The following is a 23056-nucleotide window of genomic DNA, read 5'->3' as shown; positions in this document are numbered from 1 at the left end:
TGACATCGGGGGGTTCTCAAGAGAGGTGGTGAAGCATTCCAAGCGCCTGCGGATGCCGGATCAAGCAACGTTCATGCAAAAGGCCTCCGTCGATTTTGAACGCAAATTTGTCCCGCGCTTGGAGGAAGATATCGACGCCCGGCAATCATGGGGGTACGCCACTACGTGCAATGCGGTGAGCCGGTATGCGGGAGGGCAGGCAGGGATAGAAGCTTGCAGGGCTGTCGCAGCTCGGCTGTCGCAGCTTGATCTCGCGTTAATGAAGAAGATTGAACCGAGAGCGCTTTCGCTCTTCGCATCATCATTCGGTCGGGACCCATTGTCGACGAAATGTCGCGATGGAGCGATGAGAATCGCCCGAATTTGTCAGGATCAAAGGGGCGTACTAGGTGAGCTGGGCAGCCAAAATCTCTCGTTGCTGGCCAATGGTTTCAGCAAGTGGCCGGAAGCACCGGACTGTCGCAAGGCCACAGCCGCGATCGCCGATGAGGTCCTTCGCCGCGCCGAAAGCGAGGTCGGGCTCTCTGACTTTATGCAGGAGCATCTGACGTGCCTGGTAAATGGTTTCAGTAAGTGGGCGGAAGTGCCGGACTGCCGCGAAGCCACAGTGGCGATCGCCAGTGAGGTCCTTCGCCGCGCTAAACGCGACGTCCGGCTCTTTGACTTTACTCAGCAGGGGCTGGCGACCCTGGTGAACGGTTTCAGCAAGTGGCCGGAAGCACCGGACTGTCGCAAGGCCACAGTCGCTATCGCCGAGGCGGTCCTTCGTCGCTCCGGAAGCGGCGCCTTGATCTCTGATTTTACTCCGCAGGACCTGGCGAACCTGGTGAATGGTTTCAGCAAGTGGCCGCAAGCGCCTGGCTGCCGCGAGGCCACAGTCGCGATCGCCAGCCAGGTCTCTCGCTTTGCCAAACGCGAAGCCCAGCTCTCTGACGTTACTCCGCAGCACCTGGCGAACCTGGTGAACGGTTTCAGCAAGTGGCCGGAAGCGCCGCACTGCCGCGAGGCCATAGTCGCGATCGCCAGCGAGGTCTCTCGCCGCGCCAAACGCGACGTCCGGCTCTTTGACTTTACCCAGCAGGGGCTGGCGAATCTGGTGAACGGTTTCAGCAAGTGGCCGGAAGCGCCGGACTGCCGCGAGGCCACAGTCACGATCGCCGGCGAGGTCTCTCGCCTTGCCAAACGCGAAGCCCAGCTCTCTGACTTTAATGCGCAGGACGTGGCAAACCTGGCGAACGGTTTCAGCAAGTGGCCGGAAGCGCCGGACTGCCGCGAGGCAACAGTCGCGATCGCCGGCGAGGTCTCTCGCCTTGCCAAACGCGAAGCCCAGCTCTCTGATTTTAATGCGCAGGACGTGGCAAACCTGGTGAACGGTTTCAGCAAGTGGTCGGAAGCGCCGGACTGCCGCGAGGCAACAGTCGCGATCGCCGGCGAGGTCTCTCGCCTTGCCAAACGCGAAGCCCAGCTCTCTGATTTTAATGCGCAGGACGTGGCAAACCTGGCGAACGGTTTTAGCAAGTGGCCGGACGGAGGGGCCTGTCGCGAGGCCACAGTCGCTATTGCCGAGGCGGTCCTTCGTCGCTCCGAAAGCGCCTTGATCTCTGATTTTACTCCCCAGAACCTGGCCAACCTGGTCAACGGTTTCAGCAAGTGGCCGGACGAGACGGGCTGCAGCAAGGCCACGGTCGCGATCGCCGGTGAGGTGCTTCGCCGTGACAACCGGCTCTCTGATTTTAGTCCGCAGGGATTGGCGAACCTTGTGAACGGCTTCAGCAAGTGGCCGGAAGCAGCGGCGTGCCACCAGGCAGTCCTGGACATCGTGCGCAAACTGGGCTCCGGAGGCCAACGATTCGGAACGTTCACCACACTTGAGCTCGGCATGATGGCCAATGCTCTGGGGCGAAGTGTCACCAGGGGAGAGGACACAGGAGAGATCATAGAGACCGCTCTGCTGAAGGATCGGCTACACCAGCTGGCCCGCTACCTTCACTATGCCAGTGATCGTCTGGAGCAGACCCACGTTCTGAACATCGCCGTGATTTTCAAGGCGCTGGCCAAGGCTCGATTGTTTGACGATCTCGGTTTGCTCGCACGGCCGGCGTTGGATCGGCTTACGGAATTGCATCGTGCCCCTGGTTTTGCCGCTGAGAACAACCTCGAAACCATGGGCAATCTCTGCCTCGCCGTGCTGCCGCTGGCGCGCAGCCCGCGCAAGAGCCTGCGCTGGCATCGGAGGCAGGCTCTGAATTTGCTGAACGACATTCAACCGATCGTCGAGCATAAGATTGAGGCGCATCTCAAAGCAGGCGATGGCGAGCGGACCCGTGGCCCGTACTCGAGCCGTCGCCCCGCCTTGTCGATCTATCAAGTGCTCAAGACCCGCACGGTTCTGGCGACATTGTTCCGCCGGCCGTATGTCGAGGGCAAGAAGTCCGATTTGCGGGTGAGGCAAGAAGAGCTGCAGTTCAAGACCAAGGAGATTTTGGAGAAAACGGCCGGCCTCATCGAAGGCGACCTTTCCACCATGAGTTGGAACCTGATCGCGGAGATCGCGGCAGAGACCCCGCTTGATGGGCTGGACACGTTCATGGCGCAGAATGTGGCGACGGTCCAGGCCCAACATCCAGCGTCGGTGTTCGACGTCCATCAGGTGTTGCGAGCAATGGACCACGAGCCCAGACCGCCGCAAGGTGAGGCGGGACTGATGCAGTTGCCGGTGGTGGACATGCAGGGCCGGCCAGTGGCCACGGAGCCCGAGACACGCTATTCGATTTTTCATCGCCTGACCTCGGGAGCTTTGCCAGTCGTCGCGGTGCAGCTGCCAGGAAAGCCCAGCCCCTTCATGCTGGCGCGTACGGTTACCGTCGAGGGTGTGCCATACCGCATGGACCTGTTCGGCGGAAGCAAGTTAAAACCACCGAAACCGACCCTCTCGCAGCTCGCCGCCCGCGCCCCGGACGCCGCGGCAGCCATGTCTCCTGGCGGAAAGCTGCTGGCCATTCCGTATGCCGATACCGCATCGGGCACGGCGTTCGAGCAGCTATTGCGCGCCTGGGCCCCTTTCAAGGAGGCATATTATTACATGCAGCGCAGGGGTTTTGCCGCGCCTCCAGCAATCAAGGGGCTGGGCCCTCACGACTACGCGCTGGAGGGCGCCTTCAAACTGTCGCTGCTGCCGGATCGCCCTGCGAACCAGGAACATCCCTTCAAGCTAACTGGGCCGGAAGGCCCGATCGCCTTGCGATCGCATGATGGCTGCGGTTTCATCAAGGCCTCGCTGGCCAACCGCATGCCGGCTGTTCATCGCGCCCGCCGGCAGGAAGGTCCTGATCGGGTGCCTGCCTTTGCTGAGGGACGCAGATCGTCCCTGCCTGCCTCGGCGCTGCAACATTATCCACGCAGCGAGTCGGTGGCCGATGAGGCGCAGGAGAAGGCCAAGACCTGGCTCGAGAGCCGACAGGGGCAAAGGCTGTCGGCCGAGGAGCTGTTTCGAACCGTGACTGGCGGACATATCGACGGTCCTGGCGCGGTTGCCATACCCTCCAGCGACGAGTGTCTCCATGTGCCGACGCTCAAGAGCGAGACGTTGACGGGGACGAGCGGCGTGCTGATCGGGCGCTCGCCCTATGACAAGCCCAACCTGCGCCCGTTTGCCCCAGAAGGAGTCAAGTCGGCCCTCGAGGGGGATCCGACCGCTGTGTTTCTCGACAACTGCACGGCCATCCAATACAGCTTCAACGTCGCCCAGAAGTCGGGGAGGGAACTGGCGGCCAACGATCCGACCTTTTTTGCCAAAGGCATTCTGATCGTTGTCCCGGATAAGATGTGGCCGGCCGCCTACGCCGACCGTGGGCTGGTGATGTCTGCCGAGGACGTCAAATGCCATGCGAGCTGGACCTCGAGCAAGGACCGCGTCAAGGTGGACACGCCGCTCGACTGCCTCGGCATCCTGCAGGCGACCGAGGTGTTTGCCCCGGGCTCGTTGGTGGCTGTCCCGACCGGTGAGCAGAAAAAACTTGACGGCGACTTCGACGGCGACACCGTCATCATCCTCGGCGACCGGCCGCAGCTTTATGAGCATTTGCGCGCGTTCGATCACCGGGAGCAAGCTCTGGGACTTCCGTCGCTGAAGCCGCCAAAGTCCCATACCCCGGCGCTTGAGGGCGACGATTACCAGTTCAGTCGCGCCCGCCAGATCCTCTCTGCCACGCAGAATGTTCTGGAAACTTATACCTGCCTGCAGCGAAGCTTTCTGGCTCAATCCCATGAAGCACGACGCTGGTTTGCCGAGCGTGCCGTCTTTGGCACCTATGAGGGCGTTCACAAGGAGCTCCGGCGAGATATCGGTCAGCTGTTGAACCAGGAAGAGGTGAGTGGCCAGGATATCCAGAACACGTTTGCGAGGGCGAGGCGCGAGATTGAGGTCGCCAAACATCCGGTTGCCCGCGAAATGGCCGAGTTGCTCGTCTCCGACCTTGTGGCATGGGCAGTCAAGCAGGGTGGACAACTCCTGCCCGAAACAATCGAAAGCGCGAACGCCGCAAACCCGAGCTTCAGCGCAAGGCTGTGCGAGCTTTTCCCGGGTCTGACCGAGACCTATCCGGCAACGCCTCAGCCACGAGACCGCATCCAGCTTTTGCTCGACCACTATCCTGCTCGCATCGATTCTCGCCCAGATGGTTACAATCCGGACGACCTCGTACAAAGCGCAACCAACTTGCTGAGCCTCGGCATCAAGGTCGGCACCGACGCCTATAAATCCGATACTGGCGCCAACCTTTTCTTCAAGAAGGGCAGCTACCTTCAGCGGCTCCTCCACCAGACACCGGGCTTGAAGTCCGTGCCCTATGTCAAGGGCGTTGCGGCGACCCTCGCCCAGGGAAGGTTTGACGTCGATGCGACCTTGGATGATCTGAAAGACAACCCCACGCTGGCCGCGGGCATCATGGAGGCCTCGATCAAATTCGCTGCGGAGCAAGGCATTCTGCCGAAACCTTCTGGCCTCCGGCCCACCGCCGAGGATGCCGACATGATGATTGCGCTGACCCGCGCGGAGGCTTCAGAGCGCGCCCAGATCGAGGCTGCCTGCGCTAGAGCCGAAGAGAGCAAAATCACCGAGGCCGCGCTCAGCGTCGCCGAAAGCCTCTGGAAAGCGGACTTCCAGGTGAAGATGCCCCATCTGGAGCGCCGCTTGAAATCGCATGCCTCCATAACAGATGAACTCACCGGCATGAGCGTCCCGCCCGGCAGCGCTCCACAGCTCCTCACCAATGCTGTACGCCATGTCTTCGAAATCCCTGACGAGCATTTTATAAACGCTTTCAAGAAAGCCATGCTGGCCTTCGATGACCGGGGCTACACCGAGGTCAGCGTGGTCAACTGGTTCAGTAAGCAGACTCGAAATTTCTTGGGCATCAAGGTAGTGCTCGCCACGCCCGAAGCCTATCGCTTCGAGGTCGAGTTTCACACGCCAGGCAGCTACAGGGCCAAACTGGCCAATCACGACACTTATAAGATCCTTGGCAAGCTTCGGCAGCAGCATTCAAGCGGGGATGCTCCGCAAGCCAAGGCCGAGGAACTGATGCAACGCGCCATCGAGGTCTGTGCCGAGGTTGCGATCCCCAAAGGCGCCCATAGCATACCAAACTGGAAAGCCGAAGAGGATCCTAGATGGAGCGCTGCTGCGGCATTTGGAATGCGAGTTGGCGAAAAATCAAGAATGTCCGAGATCGCCAGGTCGCCGGAAGCAAGCCAGATTGCGCCGGCCCTCGGCGTGCGGCCGATAGCGCTCGTCGGCATGTCGGGCGTCGGTAAATCCACCATTGGCGAGCGGCTTGCAAAAGGGTTGGGGTTGAAATTCATCGACTCCGATGCCGAGATCAGGAAAGAGGCCGGCATGTCGATAAAAAAACTTTGCGAAACCCATGGCGAGGAGCATTTCAGGGAGCTTGAGGCGAGAGTGATTGCGCGTGTGCTGAAGCAAGGACCGGCAGTGCTCGCGACCGGTGACAGTTCCTTCATCCATCAGCAGAGCCATGGGCTCATCCAGGACAAGGCGGTCTCGATCTGGCTCAAGGCCGATGCCGACCTGATAATGCGACGGCTCGGGAGACGACGCGGTCGCCGGCTGCAGCAGGCCTCGGACCTGCTCGGCACTATCACGCAACAGATCGCTGAGCGTGAGCCGATCTATCAAAATGCTCATCTCACGATCGCTTCGCGCAATGTGTCGCATGAGAGGCAGATGGATGAATGCGTCAGGGCGCTGCACGCCTATCTGCGTCCCGAGCCGGCCGCCGCTCAGCCGGGCGTCTAATAAATCCCGTTAATGAGTTTCCCGCTCCCGACGCGGATAAGAACCCAGGAGCATGCTCGCCCCAGTATTTCATACAAAGTGAACGAGAACCCAAGCAGCCCTCCCAGGAGTATTTGCGCCATGAAGAAAGCTGAGGCTCAGCCAGACCGGAGAGCCTGACGACACCCGAACGACGTCTCGGGTTCGCCCCGTTGTCCCAGCTGCTCCATGAACTTCGATGTAGTCGGCATCCAGCTTCTCCGCGATCATTTAATCTAGCCTTTGCATTTTGTAATCTCTCCCGTGACTCCGCCGCTTTGTCGAGAATACTCCGTGGTGAAATGCTCGATAAGAAGCTGGCCTCTCATGCATTGAGATTCGAAAGGTCTTTGCCCGCAATCTTCGCCGGCACCGACACAAAAAGAAACTGTCCCAGGAGGCGCTGGCGCATGAGGCCGGCGTCGACCGCACCTACATCAGCGCCCAGGAACGCGGCGTTTACGGTGCCAGTATCGATATGGTCCAGAAGCTCGCCAAGGTGCTTGAGGTTGATCCGGCAGCCTTGCTGGATCCTCGATCGGAATAGAGTTGTTCAACAAGGGGTCGGGCGGGTCCGGCACTACAGGATCTGCTTCCCGATGATCCTGTTGCAAATCGTTCCGAGCCTGGCGCGCAAGGGTTCTCGCGGACCGAGCCCGATCTGCTTTGCCGGCCCCAGGCGGTCTCGGCCGTCCATTTTTCCTCGCGGTCACGAGCAGCACTTGACGCAAGAGGAACTGGCGGCGCGCGCTGAGCTTGATCATGCGCTAGGTGGGCGCGATCGAACGCGCCAGCGTGAATGTGCTGGGGCGATTGGCGATCGCTTTGATCCCTGCGATTTGATCAGGCCGTCGAAGAAATAGGGTTTGAGCTTGGCGACTTGATCTCCCAAACCTGGGCGCCAGCGCGCCTTTGGCGCGCACCGGGTGCTCGTGAACCGAGCCCGCTTTTCTTCGGCAGGCTCAGGCGGTCTCGGCCATCCGGCTTCGCCCCCTGGCGCAAAAGCAGCCTTGCGGCTGCCGATGGTCGCCGTCCTTTGGCCGGCGCGGTCTTGGGTTAGCTGCCTTTCCCGGCGGCGCGGGGTGGGCGGCACTCCCTTCTAGGCCCGCCGCGGCAATCCGCAACCCTTCGCTGTCGCTCCGGGTCCTCCACTTCGTTCCGGTCCTTCGGATGCGGTTCGCCTCCGACGGCGGGCCTTTCCGGTCGCGTTTCGCCGCCCACCCCGCTTCCGGGGAAAGGCGTGCGATTGAAGAGCGGAGGATAAAACGATGCGTTCAAACAGTAAGCGTTGCGCCAACGCAAGGGCAGGCGGGCGCCCGGGCGCCAGCCTTTATCAGGAGATCACCGACCGCATTGTCGCCGAGCTGGAACGCGGCACCGTGCCATGGGTCAAGCCTTGGGGCAGGGCCAATGCCGGGCTCGGCCTGCCCAAGAACGCCGCCACCGGGCGCTGCTATTCCGGCATCAACATCCTGATCCTGTGGGGCGCCGTCATCGAGCGCGGCTATCCCTGCCAGAACTGGCTGACCTTCCGGCAGGCGCTGATCCTTGGCGGCAATGTCCGAAAGGGCGAGCGCGGCACGACCATCGTGCATGCCGACCGCTTTGTTCCCAAAGACGAAAAAGAACGCGCCAGCGACGATGGCGAGGAGCCGCGGGCAATTGCCTATCTCAAGCGCTTCACCGTCTTCAATGTCGCTCAGTGCGACGGCCTGCCCGAGCATGTTCGCGCCGCCGCCGAGCCGCTACCCGAACGCGAAATCATCCCGCAGGCCGAAGCGCTCATCCGCTCCAGCGGCGCCGATTTGCGCATCGGCGGCGAACGCGCCTTCTACATGCCCGGTAGCGACTGCATTCAGGTCCCGCCGCAGCCGGCATTTTTCAAGCAGATCGACTATTACAGGACCTGCTTTCACGAGCTTGGCCACTGGACCGGCCACCCCTCGCGCCTTGCCCGCGATCTCTCCGGCTCGTTCGGCTCCAAGGTCTATGCTCGCGAGGAACTGGTCGCCGAAATCGCCGCAGCCTTTGTCTGCAGCAGTCTCGGCATCGAGCCGACCGTGCGCCACGCCGGCTATATCGCCTCATGGCTGAAGGTGCTGCGCGAGGACAATCGCGCCATCTTCAGCGCTGCCAGCCGCGCCTCGAAAGCCGCCGATTTGCTGCTCGCTTTCCACCACGATGAAGCCGAGCCGCCGCAGGAGGGGATCGCGGCATGAGCGCCGTGCGCTTCCCATCCCCTCCAGAGCGAGACGACGCCGCAAGACGAGCAAACGCTCGTCCCCGGTGTCCGCCCGATCACCGCGCGACTGGCTCGACCGCCTCATGGAGGCGGCCGCGTGCCGCGCAAAAGCCGCTCGATATCGGCCTCTGGTGAGGAGGATCAGGGAAAGGTCCAGCGAACCTTTCTCCCGCCGAATGCCCGCAATCAACTCGACCTGTTCTGAAAAAGGAGTTTTTGCCATGATCCTGATCACCGACGACCTTTGCGCCCGGCTTCTCGCCAACGGCGCGGCGCAAGTTGAAACCGACCATCAGCCGGTCGTGAAGCTGTTTGATCCGGCAGGCGCGGCGACCTGGCTGTTGACCGAACTCGACCCCGACGGCGACACGCTGTTCGGCCTTTGCGACCTCGGGTTCGGGTACCCGAACTCGGCAGCGTCAGCCTTGCCGAGCTTCAAACCGTCAAAGGTCCGCTTGGCCTCGGCATCGAGCGCGACCTCCATTTCGAGGGCCGCTTCCCGCTCTCGGTCCATGCGCAGGCCGCGCGCCTCGCCGGCCATATCACCGAGGCCGAACAGCTGCTTCGACAGGCAGCAAGCGTACTCTCGAAGCGCCATTTTGAGCTTTCGCTCGACGTGGCGAGAGAGCGCCGCTAGGCGCCAAACCGTCCCTGCCGCGCCGCTTGTCGCGCCTCGCGTCAGGACAATCCCAACCGAAGAAAAGGAGAAAAACCATGCAGCTTGCCCACATTGCAATCGACCGGCTCAACATTTCCGCCGTCAACATGCGCCATGCCAGACGCGCCCCGGACGTGTCCGGCATTCTGCCCTCGGTTCGCGCGCGCGGCGTTCTCGTGCCGCTTCTGATGCGGCCCAACGGCGCGCCCGACATGTTCGAAATCGTCGCCGGACGCCGGCGTTACTTCGCCGCGAAATCCATTGCCAACGAGCGTGGCGAAGCCGAACCGTTGCCCTGCGCCATCATGGAAGACGGCGACGACGCCGATGCTCGAAGCCTCGCTGATCGAAAACATCGCCCGCCTCGACCCGGATGAAGTATCGCAGTGGGAGACGTTTTCGCGGCTGATCAAGCAGGGCCGCACCGTTCCAGACATCGCCGCCACCTTCGGCATCACCGAGCTTGCCGTGAAACGCATCCTGGCGCTTGGCGACCTGCTGCCGAAACTCCGCGAGGCCTATAGGCGCGACGAAATCGACGCCGAGACCGCGCGCCATCTCACCATGGCCTCGAAGGCGCAGCAACAGGATTGGCTGGCGCTTCTTGCCGATCCCGAGCAATACCCGCCGCGCGGCTTCCAGCTGAAGCAGTGGCTGTTCGGCGGCAGTCGATTTCCACCAAGGTGGCGCTCTTTCCAATCGAGGATTACCCCGGTCTGATGGTGTGCGACCTGTTCGGCGAGGATAGCTATTTCGCCGATGCCGATCTGTTCTGGGAAAAGCAGAACGCGACAATTGCCGCCAGACGCGACGCCTATCTGGAAGCCGGCTGGGCCGAAGTGGTGGTGCTGGAACCCGGCCAGTATTTCCACTCATGGGACCACGAAAAGACGCCGAAGAAAAAAGGCGGCAAGGTCGTCATCACCGTCTCGCATCGCGGCGAAGTCGAGTGTCACGAAGGCTGGCTGTCGCACAAAGAAGCCCGCCGCGCTCGCGGGAAAGCCGATGCCGGTGAGGAAGCAGACACGCCCGCCAAGCCGTCACGCCCCGAGCTTTCTGGCCCAATGCAGAACTATGTCGATCTGCATCGCCACGCCGCCGTGCGCGCCGCCATGCTCGATCATGCGGGCACAGCACTGCGCCTGATGGTGGCCCATGCCATCACCGGTTCGGGTCTCTGGCACGTGCGGCCCGGACCGCAACGCGCCGCCAACGAAGCGGTGGCCGCGAGCCTCGCGAACGGCAAGGCCGAAGCCGCCTTCGCCGAAAAACGCCGCGCGGTCCTGGCCCTGCTGAACATGGCCGATGAGAACAGAACCGTCGCCGGGGGAAAAAGCGACGATCATGCCACGGCGAGCGTCTTTGCCCGCCTCCTGGCGCTTCCCGACGAAGACGTGATGCGCGCGCTCACCATCGTCATGGGCGAGACTTTGCAGGCAGGAAGTGTTGTGGTCGAGGCGCTCGGCAACCATCTGAATGTCGATATCGGCGCCTGCTGGCAGCCGGACGAGGCCTTCTTCGACCTCATTCGCGACAGGGAAATCGCCAACGCCATGCTGGCCGATATAGCCGGCAAGCACGTCGCGGACGGCAATGTTTCGGAGAAGGTCAAGACGCAAAAGAAGATCATCCGCGACTTCCTTTGCGGCGAGAACGGCCGCCACAAGGTCGACCAATGGCTGCCGCGCCGGATGAAAGTCCCTGCCGAAACCTATACCGGTCGCGGCGGCTTCCGCACCGCCGATCAGTGGGCGAAAGTCCGCGCGTTGTTCGGCTCCGAATGACCCCTCTCGCTCGGGCGGCGGCACCTCCCTTTACCGCCGCCCACGCGACGTTCCGGTCGGGTGGATTTCGGCATTCAGCCGTCCCTGGCGGTTCGCAACCGCAGTAAGATCCGACCGCCAAACTCCTCGCCATCGGCCAATGATCACCACACCCGCATGGCTGGCAGAGCGCCAGCGCTGATCGGCCCCAGCTGTCGTCGGCACGGCCTCCGAGCGTCCACGGCCCCACCTTGCCGTCGTCTGCTTGTTGCATGCAGCGCGGTCAGCGCGACCTGTCTCCATGTGTCTTCAGGGACCATCTCCCTGCTGCTGGCTTGTCGACCTATGGGCGATCCGGCCCGCCCGAAACCCTCGCCGCCAGCTTTTTTCCCCGCCGCCTGCGGCGGCTTCCTCGCGCCGCTTCGCTTCAAAAAAAGCCGTCCGCTCGGGTCCTTCGCTGTCGCTGCGGCCCTGAAGGGTTCAGGCGTTCCTGACGCGCCCATCACGGTCCGCCATCGCAGGGGAATGGTCCCCGGCGAACAGCAAAAGGAGACTAACATGACCGCGATCGGCTACGTCACCAAGCAGGACAACGGCGGCTACAAGGGCCAGCTCAAGACGCTCAGCGTCCGCGCCGACATCGACATCGTGCCCAACCAGGCCAAGGGTGCCGAAAACCATCCCGACTTCCGGGTGCTGACGCAGGGCGTCGAGGTCGGCGCGGGCTGGATCCGCACCGGCGAGACCTCCGGCAAGGACTATGTGAGCCTGTCAATCGCCGCCCCTGAGTTCGGCCCGCGCAAGCTCTACGCCAATCTCGGCCGCGCCGCCGGGCAGGATGACGACGAAACCTACGCCATCATCTGGAACCCGGTCGACTGATCGGCAAGCCCCAGGCCCTCGCGCCCCAGCCGGCGCGGGGGCTCCTCTCAAGGGGCGGCGAAAACCCATGGTCCGACTCTTCGCCCGTCCCTGAAGCGCCCTCACGCGATCATCCTCCTCGCTTCTCCCACGCGAACGAGGATGATCATGGACGACGAAAACGAGCGCGCGGCCCGCGCCAAGAAGGGCAGCCCGTTCCTCAATACAGCGCAGGCTGCTTTCTATATCGGGCTGTCCCAGCGCACCCTGGAAAAGATGCGGCTCACCGGCGGTGGCCCGAAATTCCGCAAGCACGGCCGCTATGTCCGCTACCACATCGACGAACTCGATGAGTGGTCAAAAGGACGCCAGCAGGACTCCGACGCTCAGCATGGAGGCCGGTCATGAGTCGTCCCCCCATCCGTCTGATCGGCAGCCGTTTGCGGCGAATTCGGGTCCGTAAGGCAATCGCCATAGCTGCGATTGGCGTCGGCCTCATCGGCTTCACCGCCTTCGAAAAACCATCGCCCTGGCTGGTCTGGAACGCCTCGGCCAGCGCGCCGCTAGGCCTTTATTTGGTCGCTTCGGCAGCACCGGCGCGCGGCGATCTGGTGCTTGTACGGACCGCGCAAGCGGTCGCCGATCTCGCCGAAAAACGCGGCTATCTGCCCCGCAACGTGCCGCTGGTCAAGCGCATCGCTGCACTGCCGCACGAGCATGTCTGTACCTTCAACGAACCCATAATCATCGGCGGCGCGATCGTCGCGCGCCGCCTCGCAACCGACATTCAAGGCCGCGCGCTGCCATGGTGGAACGCGTGTCGAAAGCTCGTCGATGACGAGGTCTTCCTGCTCAATGGCGAGACGCCCCGCTCCTTCGACAGCCGCTATTTCGGGCCGGTCCCGGCCTCGAATGTCATCGGGAGGCTGGTGCCGCTATGGACCGACTGACCCTCCTGATGCTGGGCATGATCGCCCTTGCGCCATGCGCCTGTTCCGCCTCGACCGGCGCTGAGCCGGTCGCCATCTCCCATAGTCCGCAGCTTCAAAAGTGGCAGAAGTTCGTATCGGAAGCAAGCAGGCGCTTCCGTATTCCTGAAACCTGGATCTACGCCGTCGTCGATGCCGAGAGCGACGGCAAGACCAGGCTCGATGGCCGTCCCATCACTTCGCGCGCCGGCGCCATGGGCCTCATGCAGGTCATGCCTGGCACCTATCAGGACATGCGGGCCGCGCACGGTCTGGGCACCGATCCGCACGATCAGCACGACAATATCCTGGCCGGCACCGCCTATCTGCGCGCCATGTATGACCGCTTCGGCTTCCCCGGCCTGTTCGCCGCCTACAACGCTGGACCGGTACGCTATGCGGCGCATTTGAAACGCGGAACACCGCTTCCAAATGAGACGGTTGCTTATCTGAAAGGGCTAACGGCGGCCGGGGTTTCGGCCGCCGACATGGATCAGTTCAAGGGCAAATCACCGCGTGCAAAGGCACCAGAAGCTCCCTCCGGAGGATCGCTGTTTTTTCTGCGGAACGGCGAGCTGGCGCGCAAATCGAACGGCAAAATTCTGGTGCCGCTCGGGAAGGATCACCTTGGGACAAGCAAGCCGGACAGCCGGTGAGGGCTGGCGGCTGCGGGTCGGTGAGGGCGGCTGGGCGGGGGCAGAAGCAGGGTCGGCGGAAGGCAAGATAAAGGTACCGCCTCCAGGCGGCAGTCAAGTCTTTGTCTGCACATCGTTTTTCCAAGAGGCTGCTACCGACCGCAGGAGGCTGGGGCGCATAAGCGCTTGATCTCACTCTTGATTAGCTGGAGGCCGGCATGCAGGACGATGAGTTCACGCCGAAGCTAGGCAAAATCCGGTCTAACGGCTCGAAGGCAGGCAAAGGCTACGCTGGACAGGTCAGGGCGGCGATCAACAGAGCAGGCGGCAAGCCCATGCGCGGCGGCCGCTTTACCGGAAGCCGGGCAGGGCGAGGCGGGGCGGCTGCTGCATTACTCAGATCGCGCGATCGATACGCTGCCTTCCGCCAGCGCCGGGTGATGGTCAAGGCGCGCATCGTCAGGCTAGCCGGCAAGGGGCAGGACGGGGCGCGTGCTCATCTGCGTTACATCCAGCGCGACGGTGTCACCCGCGAGGGTGAGCCGGGCGAGCTCTACGGCGCAGACAAGGATCGCGTTGACGGAAAAGAGTTCCTCGATCGCGCGGATGGAGACCGCCATCAGTTTCGCTTTATCGTGGCGCCCGAAGACGGCATTGAGTACGACGACCTGAAGCCGCTCACGCGGCGGCTCATGGCGCAGATGGAAAAGGACCTCGGCACTAGGCTCGATTGGGTCGCCGTCGATCATTTCAACACCGGCCATCCGCACACCCACATCATCGTTCGCGGGAAGGATGACCGCGACGAAAACCTCGTCATCGCGCGGGAATATGTTTCGAGCGGAATCCGCGAGCGGGCGGCCGAGCTGGTCAGCCTCGATCTTGGTCCCCGCACCGACCGCGAGATCGAGCAGCGCTTGCGCCAGGAAATGGACCAGGAACGCTTCACCAGCATCGACCGGCAGCTGCTGCGCATGCGCGACGATGACGGTTTCGTCTCGGCGGCCGGCCGCGACGCGTTTCGCCAAACGTTGCACCAGGGCCGCCTGCGCAAACTGGAGCGCATGGGACTTGCCCAGGAGACCCCTCCGGGCCGTTGGCGCCTGGACGATGAGCTTGAAGTGACGCTGCGCCGCATCGGCGAGCGCGGCGATATCATCAAGACCATGCATCGCGAGCTGACCGGAAAGGGGCTCGCCCGCAGTGCCGCAGACTATGTCGTCCACGATGCGGAACCGAAGACCGAGCCTGTGGTCGGCCGTGTTGTCGCTCGCGGCCTGGCCGACGAAATCAACGACCGGCACTACTTGATCCTCGATGGGATGGAGGGCAAAAGCCATTACATCGATATCGGCAAAGGCGAGGCGACGGAACCGACGCCCGACGGGTACATCGTGCGTGTCACGCCGAGGAACACCGAACCTAGGCAGGTCGACCGCACCGTTGCCGATATCGCCGCGACCAGTGGCGGGCGCTACAGTATTGATATCCATCTCAAGCATGATAGATCGGCCACCGAGCGTTTCGCCGAAACGCATGTCCGTCGACTGGAGGCGATCCGGCGTGCTACCGGCGGCGTGGAGCGTGAGCCGGATGGCACTTGGATCATCGCGCCGGACCATCTGGACCGTGTCGCGGATTACGAGCGCCAGCGGGCCAGAGCCGAGCCTGTGATCGTTGAAAAGCTGTCATCGATCCCGTTGGCGCGACAGGTTAGCTTCGACGGCGCCACCTGGCTCGACCGCGAGCTGGTTTCGGATGCGCCGGAGCCCTTGCGCAATACCGGCTTCGGCCACGAGGTCGGGGAGGCGCAGGCCCGCCGGCGGCAGTGGCTGATCGCTCAAGCGCTCGCGGACGGAGAGCAAGGGCGTATCGTCTACCGCGCCAACATGATTTCGGTCTTGCGTCAGCGAGAGTTGAACCGTGTTGCCGGTCAACTGTCGGGCGAGCTCGGTCTGCCCTATGTCGAAGCCCGGGCAGGAGATCGGATAGAGGGCACATTGCGCCGATCAGTTGAGTTAGCCAGCGGCAAATATGCCGTCGTGGAGAAATCGCGCGAATTCACCCTCGTACCGTGGCGGCCGGTGCTCGAACGATACTTCGGCAAGGAGGTTTCCGGTATCGTGCGCGGGGAGGGGATTTCCTGGACCATCGGCCGGCAGAGGAGCGGGCCGAGCGTTTCGTGACATGGCGGCACGGATTCATTGCCTGTGCGCCAGAATGGGTGCCCTGTCGGAAGGAGTACGCCAGTCGTTGGTGGCGGCATAGATGCCGCAGCATCTAAAAGACTGATAATGCAACATTATCATTCGTTATTTACTGACGACAGGCTGTGCGCTTTGGCGCGAAAATCATGGCGGAAAGCGCACGGGTGCTTTACCCTGCAAAACCATGACTCGGCTCGATCCCACGACTGCCAGCCCCGCCCCAGAGCCGACCGTTCCGGCCTGGGCGCTCGCCCGGGGCGGCGCGCCGAGCAACGCTGACGCCGCCTTCCAGGCCGGAGCCGCCTTGGGCGCGCTCGACACGCTTTGCCGGGCGCAGCCTTCCTGGTCCGGTGCCTGGCGCCAGCGGCTGGCGCTCAAATGCGCCGCCGCCAGCATGCGGCTAGCCAGCCGCGCCGAGGACGAAGCCGCCTTGCGCGATGCCTGGCAGCTTTGCCCGGCCGGCGCCGATCCCGGCCCCGCCGGCGCTGTCCTTGGCGCCTGGCGGCAACTGGCGCTGCGGCCGCCGGCAGCCAGCCCCGATCGGCTAGCCAAGATTGTCGAAATGCTCGGGGTCGCCTGGGACGGCGCCGCGCTCGCCGCGCTTTGCGTGCAAATCGAGGAATTGGCGCGGTCGCGGCGGCCGGCGCCGTTCGCGGCCGCGGCGATCGCCGCTCATACCGTTACCCTGCGCCCCGATGCCGAGCTTTTGGCCTGGTAGCTGGCCGACCTGGTGCTGGCGCAAAGCCTGCGCTGGCCGCGGCCGCTGCCGCTCCTGATGGCGCAGGTTTTGGGTCCGGCATTTCGGTCGACGGAGGCGCGCGACAAAAGAATCCGGCCGGGACAAGAGGGGTTTGAGGCTGCGGTCTGCCTGGCGCTTGCCCAGGCGGCGGCGGAGGCCTGCCAGCTGGCCGCCGAGCTGTCGCGCCGCGCCGAAAAACTTCTGGCGATCGGGCCAAAACTGCGCGCCAAGGGCGCCGGTGATGTGATTTTTCTGCTGCTCAACGAAGACGCCGTTTCGGGCTCGCTGACGACCAAAAACCTGTTGCGTTTTGCGGCGCGCCGCCTGTTCGAGCGGCTGCGACAGCTCGAGGCGGTGCGCGAGCTGTCTGGTTCCTCTTTCCGGCTGTTTGGACTTTAGCGATGGCCGAGACAGCGAGCGACGAAAGGGCGAAAAAAAATGTCCAGCGAATGCTGGTCGACACCGAGCTGGAGCACCTGCCGCCAGAACTGCTGGCGCGAGTGGATGGGTCGCGTTGAAGCGGTGATCTTTGCTGCCAGCGAACCGGTGACACGTAGTGTCCTCGCGCGGGTGGTGGGAAGAAACTGCAATCTCGAGCTGATCATCGACGACATCCGCGCCGAGCTCGCCGGCCGCTCTTACGAGCTGGTGGCGGTCGCCGGCGGCTGGCAGCACCGGACCAAGAAAGTATTTGGCGACGCCATCCACTGTGCATTTGGCACGCCCGCGGAGCAGGGGACAAAAGAGCTGTCGCAGTCGGAGGCGCTGGTGCTGATGTGCATTGCCTATTTCCAGCCGATCACGCGTGGTGAGCTGTCGAGCTTTTTCGGCAAGGAGGTGTCACGCGATCTGATCGGCGTACTGCGCGCTGAGCAGCTGATCGCCTCGGGGCCGCGCAGTCCGCGGCCGGGCGCGCCTTATACCTATGTGACGACGAAGAACTTCCTGTCGCAGTTCGGGCTCGACACGCTGCGCCAGCTGCCGGATTTCGAGGCGCCCGAGGATGCAGGCCTGCTGTCGAAGGAAAAGATGCTGGCCGGCGATATTCCGGCCGGGCTGGCAAGCGGGGAGGGCGAGGACGATGTCGTTGAGGACCAGGTGTGGTGAGCACGCGTTGTCGCGTTGCGACCACAGAGACGGTCGATGACTCAGGACCAGGACGACTGGTCGTGCGGGAGCCGGTCATCGGGATCGTGAACCGCGACATGATCGCCGTCGACAAGATTGGCCGGAAAGATCACCAGATTGGTGCCGCCGGCGTGACGCAGCGACGGAAACAGGATGCCGCGAAGCCCGGCGGTGATGACCATGTCCGCAAGCTTCCACGATGAAGGTATCTTCCTGTCAATGCGAGCGATCTGGCGCCAGGCACAATCCCATTCCTTCCAGGCACTATCCCACGCATTCGGGTCGAACCCCTGCGAAAGGTCGGCGACGTCGGCGAGCGTGATCTTGTAAGCGGCAAGGGTCGCCGGCGGGGTGATGCCGGCACCCTGCTTGTATTCATCAAGAGCGGTCTGGGTCGAACGGGACAGATAGAGCGCTTCGACGCCTGGCCGGTTGAAACGACCGCCGTCAATCGCCGCGCCTGCACCGCTGATGGGCAAAAAAGCCCATTTGGGTGTCAGATAGCGATGGAATATCTCGTCCGGCCCGACCCGGGTGATCTTCACCCGCGCGCGCCGTTTTCGAGATCACGAACGAAGGCCAGGACGGCCTCGACCCGGCCGTCCGCAACGAGCTCCGCAGCCGTGCGGTGGCCGTAATCGGCGATCGGTTCGTTGCGATACCAGTAGATCGCCTTGTCGACGTCGCCGGTGAGTTCGGTGGCTGCGGAAATCACCTTCACCATCTCGCGCATCCTGCCCTGCAGGCGCTCCGAGGCTGGGTTGCGCAGCGTGTTGCGGTGGACACCGGTCAGTTGTGCCAGGTTGGCCACCTTCACGCCAAGCGCCTGCGACAGGCGCTTTGGCGAGATATAGGGTGTGCGTGGCTCCTGCAGGCTGTCAACGAAGCCTGAGACCACCCTGGAATGTGCAAGCTGTGCGTGGGTCATGACAAATCTCCGGCCTCTCATACGCACAATATATGCACATTTCAGCGCATAGCAAGCGAACAGCGATCTGTCACCGCCATCCTCATTCTCGGAGCGAAGCAGCAGCAAAGCATTGGTTGACAATGATCCTTATGGTTGACAGACTCTAAGAAATGCCCGATTCGAGAAAGAGAGAGTGAAGATGCTGCCTTGGGACTATCACCCCGAGCTGACCGTAGAACGGCTTGTCAAGGTTGCACAGCTGCTCGCCCTGGGCCGTGGCAGTGCGGTCGATCGCTTTGACCCCACAATAGGAGACGACAACTGGACCTTGGGAGTCTGCGCCTACAACTACGGCTGCTTTCAGATCGCAAAGGCTGCCGGCACACTGGGTTTCGAATGGCTAAGAGTAATTGATCCCGGCAAGCATTTCCAGTTCAGCATCGGCGGTGTTCCAATGCGCTTCTGGCGCGGAGATCCCGCAGAGCCTACGGCAAAGATTTCGATTGCCACTCCCTTCGAGCAACTGCTGCTTGATCTGGAGCCAGACATTCCGACCGCCGGCATGCTGTTTCGAATCGGTGTAACGACCGATATGGATGGCGCGCTCCTCGGAGCTAGTTTCGTCGCGTTACGCAACGACCAGCCCGAAGTCGTGTGGCCCTTGCCCCTTGCTGAGGCAGAGCCTTTGATCGCGCTACTGGACGAAGAGCGACCTGAGGGTATTGAACTTTCATCGCCGTCTGTCGGCGATCACCGGGACGACCAGGACGAGCGTGGCGACGAAATCGCCTCTTCTTCCGACGGGGTGTAAGCGTGACAATGAAGGGAGGTGCGCCGGGCCAAGTCCGGGAGGATCGGGCACGTTTCTTTTACGGCGACAAGCTCCGACTGGCGCGACTGCTCGCAGGGCTGTCGCTCGATGAGTTAGGCGGGCTTGTGACCGCTAGCCGTCAGTTTGTTCATCAGCTTGAAACGGGCGCCAAGGAACCAACCGAAGAGATGCGTGACGCGTTAGCAGCTGCGCTCGCGGTGACGTCTGCGTTCTTCGCAACGCCGGCGACGAACCCCGTCCGTGAAGAAGACTGTCACTTCCGTCGGCTGGCGAGCGCCCCACGAGCGCTGACTGCGCAGGCTGTGGCTCGGGGGACAGCTTTGGAAGCACTAGTTGACGCGCTCGAGGGCCAGGTGCGCATGCCGATTGTCGACTTTCCAGAGGAGGCGCGCCCCGCTTCGCCCAACGCGATAGAGCGCATTGCCGAGAATGCTCGACAGCACTGGGGTCTGGGCCTTGATGGTCCAATCACCAGTATGATGCGTGTTGTGGAGAATGCTGGTGCAGTGGTGGTCCACTTCGATGATCTCACTGACCGCATCGATGCGCTGTCTATGGCTCGGCGCCGGCCTATCATCGTTCGCTCAACCGCGAAAGTTGCCGGCGCCCGCTTGCGCTTCGACCTCGCACACGAAGCCGCTCACCTGATTATGCATCAAGGCATCCAGACCGGCGACAGTGTCACTGAAGGGGAGGCGCACCGGTTCGCCGGGGCCTTTTTGATCCCGCGCGCCGCGTTCGCGCGTGAATTTCCTCGAAGTCGGCGGACTCTCGATTGGAATGCACTGTTTGCAATGAAGCTTCGTTGGAAGGTTTCGGTACGCGCCATCGCCCGGCGCGCGTTTGATCTGGGCCTAATCGACGCTGCGCAATATCGCACCGCCAACATCCAACTGGTAAAGACCGGACAAGCTAAGGCGGAGCGCTACGACGAACGGGTTGCGATCGAGGAGCCAGAGCTGCTGCGCGCGGCCATCAGCTGGATTTCCAACCGTGACCCGATTGTCCTTTACCACCTGCTTGCCAATCTTGGCATGGCCCCCGAGCTATTTGCGCGACTTACCGGGGAGCGCATGCCGACGTTACCCGACAATGTTGTACCGTTCGGTACAGATAGGCTTTTGTAGGTGCTGTTTCCGCGTTTGACCTCACGTTATGAGATTCCGTAGGGAAAGAGGCAAGAAGATACGGCGAGATACGGACTCGGAAACCGGCGGCTCCCTCTAAAATCAGCCGATCTGCTCGATCCGCCAACTGGTCTTGGCTTTGGCCGAGAGCGTCCGGTTCAGGTACGCAATCAGCATGCTGGCGTGCTGAGGCTTTGGAACGAAGAACATCACTGCCCCTCTGTCCAGCTCGACCAGCTCATGATGAACTCTGGGGACTTGAACGCCGCCCTCAGTCATGAAGTCGCGGATCGAAAGGTCATGCCAAGGCATTGAGTCCAAGGCATAGTAAGAACCGACCGACTTGAAATAGGCAAACAACGTATCCCTGTCAGATCCGTATTGGTCAAAACGGGCTGCGTATCGCAGATCGATCACCGACCTGGGTTTGCTAGACAGCACTGCCTTTTGAAGCGTCCGGCCGTGCACGGTATCCATGGCAACGACGAAAACGCGCAAATCGGGAAGAGCAAGCGCGTCGAACAAATCGAGCTGATCAGCGCGTGGTGAGCTCTGCACAGTATCACGGGTGGCGACCTCATGCGTCTGCGCGACAACGCGACCATCGACGCGGCTATGCCAGCTTCCGGTATTCTCGACGAGTGTGAGTTGCGGTTTCGCCACGCTATTTCGCCAAGGCTGCTTCGAGTTCGGGATAGCCTACCGTCAAGGTGGTCCATTCGCTACCCCATTCTGGTGCCCGCATCTCAAATTCACCGCTTGTCTTATTCTTGAGTTGCCACGTCTTCTCGAATGCACGGACGTACATCCGGGGTGCTACCCCTACGAACGGTCTGAAAAGCACCTTAGGCTCATTGAGCTTAACGTCGTCCTTATCGACGTCCGAAGCGGTACGCAGCTGTGCCCGCGCGGCACCGATGCTCTTTGGGACCGGCGGTATCCACTCGGACGGGGTCACTTCGATGGAATCGCTATGCAGCTTTCTGGCCAGGCTCTTGGGGTATGGCTCGATGAACTGAACTTCGTACACGCCGGCACTGACGATGTGTCTGGCGCAATAGTGGCACGGATATGTCGTGACGAAGAGGCGGGTACCGACGGTCGAGACACCTTCGCGCCCGGCCGACAGCAGCGCATCCATTTCGGCATGGACCGCACGACTGAACTCTATGAGGCCCCCCAGCCGAGTCTTCCGGATGCGCGCAGCCAGGTCGATCTTGTCCGAAACCTGCTTCAGTTCCGGAATGACCTCGATCAAGTTGTCGATGATGTCGTTTTGCTCGCGATTGCTGCTGCAGTACGCCTCGGCGCGGAAAGCGCAACGATGATCGTCAATGCCTCTACTCGACGTCGCGAAGCGCTCACCATAGACGCCACCTCCGGCCGCCGGCACTTCGTTCGTTCCGGTCGCAACCACAGTTCCATCGGCGTCGACCAATGCCGCGCCCACCTGTCGGGATAGACAGGCGCTGCGCACGCGCGCGGAGTGGGCATGGTGCATCGCGGTCTCCTCTATGGTGGGCCGCTCCACCCGATCATGCGAGATGATGCTAACGAACCTGCTCAAATCGGTGTCCAGCAGGTTCTTGGTGCCGTTCGGGTCGTCACGGGTATTGTCGATAAAGAAATCCGCCTCGTAGAACGCCTCGGTCACATGCTGGCCATGCTTGCGACTGGAGTCGTCCGAGTCACGATCCATGAAACGGTCGACGGCGTTCTGTGTTTCGGGCAGCCCTTTCTCCGGCCCGCGGAAGTATTTCTCGAGAATTCGTGCGCGACGCACGCCCTCCTCGCAAACGACTCCGATCAGCCCGAATGCGTTGCCATAAGTTCTGCGTAACAGGTGAATTTCGGCCGGGTGCCTTATCGAATCGATAAGATAGACGCGCTTGACGCTGTCGGGAATGACCTTCTCGCCCTTGACGTACGTCTGACCGGTGCGATTGGCACGTCGCTGTGCGATTTCGCGCATTGCCGCCTTGGCGACTTCGGCCATGTCATGCTCGCGCATCGAGTCACCGAGGTTCTGCAACTCGGTAACCAGTTCCAAGGTCTTGGTGCCGACACCAGGGAAGGCCAGGCCGTTCTCATTTGCCCAGGTTCGGATCAAGTCGCTTGCCTTGATCAGGTGAACTTCATAGCCGCCGGACTTGCAAACGCGTTGCAGTGCCTTGATCGCCTGCGACGCACCTGCCCCTACCGGACCGACAACGGCGAAGAAAAGCTCTTTCGAGTGATTCCCAGCCAAAACGGTCTTGCTATCCGGCTTCTGACCAGCCTTCTGTTCAATCTTCCCGACGACCGTCGATCTCGCCATGCTAGCGCCTCCCCCGATCCCCATTCGGCTTATTCTTTTTCTATATCGAAGAACTCGCAAAGTGCAAGCGTCTATAGCATTGGTATAATCACGAAATCCAGAAGAACCTCCGATGTTGAACTACTTACAGAAGCCCGGCATTTAGGGGAGAGAGCTGGATGATTTAGCGGACTGTAAGGATGGGAACTAAGAAACCTGAGAGACCGTTCGGATGGGGATCGCAACGTTAGCCGAGGAGGCCGACAATCGTGAAGCGACGAGCGCCGCAAAGCCTCGGGTTGGCAGGCTCCCTGCGCAATGGCGAAAGAGGCTGCCGGCAGAACGGCTGCCTCAGC

Annotated in this window: 17 protein-coding genes and 3 pseudogenes; 16 read left to right on the top strand and 4 right to left on the bottom strand. The window is 62.1% G+C overall.

The genetic code is table 11. The features are described from left to right. The first annotated feature begins 28 nt into the window (after positions 1-28). The 14 genes and pseudogenes from ACFSQT_RS08710 (at position 29) to scpB (ending at position 17514) form a co-directional block, all read left to right on the top strand. Entirely contained in the window at positions 29-6316 is a 6288-nt protein-coding gene (locus ACFSQT_RS08710; protein ID WP_379018032.1) for a shikimate kinase, read from the top strand. A 349-nt stretch (positions 6317-6665) separates the two neighbouring features. Continuing rightward, on the top strand, positions 6666-6881 hold the full coding sequence (locus tag ACFSQT_RS08705; protein WP_095090521.1) for a helix-turn-helix domain-containing protein: 216 nt from the start codon (positions 6666-6668) through the stop codon (positions 6879-6881). A 721-nt stretch (positions 6882-7602) separates the two neighbouring features. Next, positions 7603-8553, top strand: coding sequence for an ArdC family protein (locus tag ACFSQT_RS08700; RefSeq protein WP_379018031.1), 951 nt, complete (start codon positions 7603-7605; stop codon positions 8551-8553). Beyond that, positions 8516-9213: pseudogene (locus ACFSQT_RS08695) on the top strand (DUF2958 domain-containing protein). Before ACFSQT_RS08700 ends, ACFSQT_RS08695 begins: the two are co-directional and overlap by 38 nt. 77 nt (positions 9214-9290) lie before the next feature. After that, entirely contained in the window at positions 9291-9611 is a 321-nt protein-coding gene (locus ACFSQT_RS08690; protein WP_379018030.1) for a ParB/RepB/Spo0J family partition protein, read from the top strand. Next, positions 9562-9954 carry a ParB/RepB/Spo0J family partition protein gene (locus tag ACFSQT_RS08685; RefSeq protein WP_245331274.1) on the top strand — a complete coding sequence of 131 codons (393 nt, stop codon included), beginning with the start codon at positions 9562-9564 and terminating at the stop codon, positions 9952-9954. Before ACFSQT_RS08690 ends, ACFSQT_RS08685 begins: the two co-directional genes overlap by 50 nt. After that, complete coding sequence (locus ACFSQT_RS08680) at positions 9918-11018, top strand: hypothetical protein (RefSeq protein WP_245331273.1); 1101 nt, start codon at positions 9918-9920, stop codon at positions 11016-11018. Before ACFSQT_RS08685 ends, ACFSQT_RS08680 begins: the two co-directional genes overlap by 37 nt. A 537-nt stretch (positions 11019-11555) precedes the next feature. After that, positions 11556-11879 carry a DUF736 domain-containing protein gene (locus ACFSQT_RS08675; RefSeq protein WP_095090520.1) on the top strand — a complete coding sequence of 108 codons (324 nt, stop codon included), beginning with the start codon at positions 11556-11558 and terminating at the stop codon, positions 11877-11879. A 147-nt stretch (positions 11880-12026) separates the two neighbouring features. Further along, positions 12027-12266: a helix-turn-helix transcriptional regulator gene (locus ACFSQT_RS08670; RefSeq protein WP_095090519.1), complete on the top strand. Its 240-nt coding sequence runs from the start codon at positions 12027-12029 to the stop codon at positions 12264-12266. Beyond that, the gene (locus ACFSQT_RS08665; protein WP_379018029.1) at positions 12263-12808 is read left to right on the top strand and encodes a S26 family signal peptidase; all 546 of its coding nucleotides are present in this window, start codon (positions 12263-12265) and stop codon (positions 12806-12808) included. Before ACFSQT_RS08670 ends, ACFSQT_RS08665 begins: the two co-directional genes overlap by 4 nt. Next, positions 12796-13482, top strand: coding sequence for a lytic transglycosylase domain-containing protein (locus tag ACFSQT_RS08660; RefSeq protein ID WP_095090252.1), 687 nt, complete (start codon positions 12796-12798; stop codon positions 13480-13482). Before ACFSQT_RS08665 ends, ACFSQT_RS08660 begins: the two co-directional genes overlap by 13 nt. Positions 13483-13679: 197 nt before the next feature. Beyond that, a complete protein-coding gene (gene rlxS / locus ACFSQT_RS08655) occupies positions 13680-15647 on the top strand; it encodes a relaxase/mobilization nuclease RlxS (RefSeq protein ID WP_379018028.1) in 1968 nt (655 codons plus the stop codon). Positions 15648-15852: 205 nt separating this feature from the next. Beyond that, positions 15853-16806: pseudogene (locus ACFSQT_RS08650) on the top strand (DUF1403 family protein). A 2-nt stretch (positions 16807-16808) separates the two neighbouring features. Then, positions 16809-17514 (top strand): annotated as a pseudogene (scpB, locus tag ACFSQT_RS08645) (SMC-Scp complex subunit ScpB). 41 nt (positions 17515-17555) lie between these two features. On the opposite strand, the gene ACFSQT_RS08640 reads toward scpB, so the two are convergent. Beyond that, positions 17556-18080 (bottom strand): RES family NAD+ phosphorylase, encoded by a 525-nt coding sequence (locus tag ACFSQT_RS08640; RefSeq protein WP_095090250.1) that lies wholly within the window; start codon positions 18078-18080, stop codon positions 17556-17558. Beyond that, on the bottom strand, positions 18077-18463 hold the full coding sequence (locus tag ACFSQT_RS08635; protein WP_095090518.1) for a hypothetical protein: 387 nt from the start codon (positions 18461-18463) through the stop codon (positions 18077-18079). Before ACFSQT_RS08635 ends, ACFSQT_RS08640 begins: the two co-directional genes overlap by 4 nt. A gap of 175 nt (positions 18464-18638) precedes the next feature. On the opposite strand from ACFSQT_RS08635, the gene ACFSQT_RS08630 reads away from it, so the two are divergent. Together ACFSQT_RS08630 and ACFSQT_RS08625 are read left to right on the top strand one after the other, a co-directional pair. Beyond that, a complete protein-coding gene (locus ACFSQT_RS08630; protein ID WP_379018027.1) occupies positions 18639-19256 on the top strand; it encodes a hypothetical protein in 618 nt (205 codons plus the stop codon). 8 nt (positions 19257-19264) lie between these two features. Beyond that, positions 19265-20404, top strand: a complete 1140-nt coding sequence (locus ACFSQT_RS08625; RefSeq protein WP_095090248.1) for an ImmA/IrrE family metallo-endopeptidase — start codon at positions 19265-19267, stop codon at positions 20402-20404. Between the two features lie 102 nt (positions 20405-20506). Here the strand turns inward: ACFSQT_RS08625 and ACFSQT_RS08620 are convergent, their stop codons facing one another. Together ACFSQT_RS08620 and ACFSQT_RS08615 are read right to left on the bottom strand one after the other, a co-directional pair. Further along, the gene (locus ACFSQT_RS08620; RefSeq protein WP_095090247.1) at positions 20507-21067 is read right to left on the bottom strand and encodes a hypothetical protein; all 561 of its coding nucleotides are present in this window, start codon (positions 21065-21067) and stop codon (positions 20507-20509) included. A 1-nt stretch (position 21068) separates the two neighbouring features. Continuing rightward, positions 21069-22721 carry an anti-phage dCTP deaminase gene (locus ACFSQT_RS08615; protein ID WP_095090246.1) on the bottom strand — a complete coding sequence of 551 codons (1653 nt, stop codon included), beginning with the start codon at positions 22719-22721 and terminating at the stop codon, positions 21069-21071. Positions 22722-23056: the final 335 nt, after the last annotated feature.

This window comes from Mesorhizobium calcicola (genome assembly GCF_042682105.1).
Taxonomy (GTDB): domain Bacteria; phylum Pseudomonadota; class Alphaproteobacteria; order Rhizobiales; family Rhizobiaceae; genus Mesorhizobium; species Mesorhizobium calcicola.
This window is presented reverse-complemented; position numbering and strand designations above follow the sequence as displayed.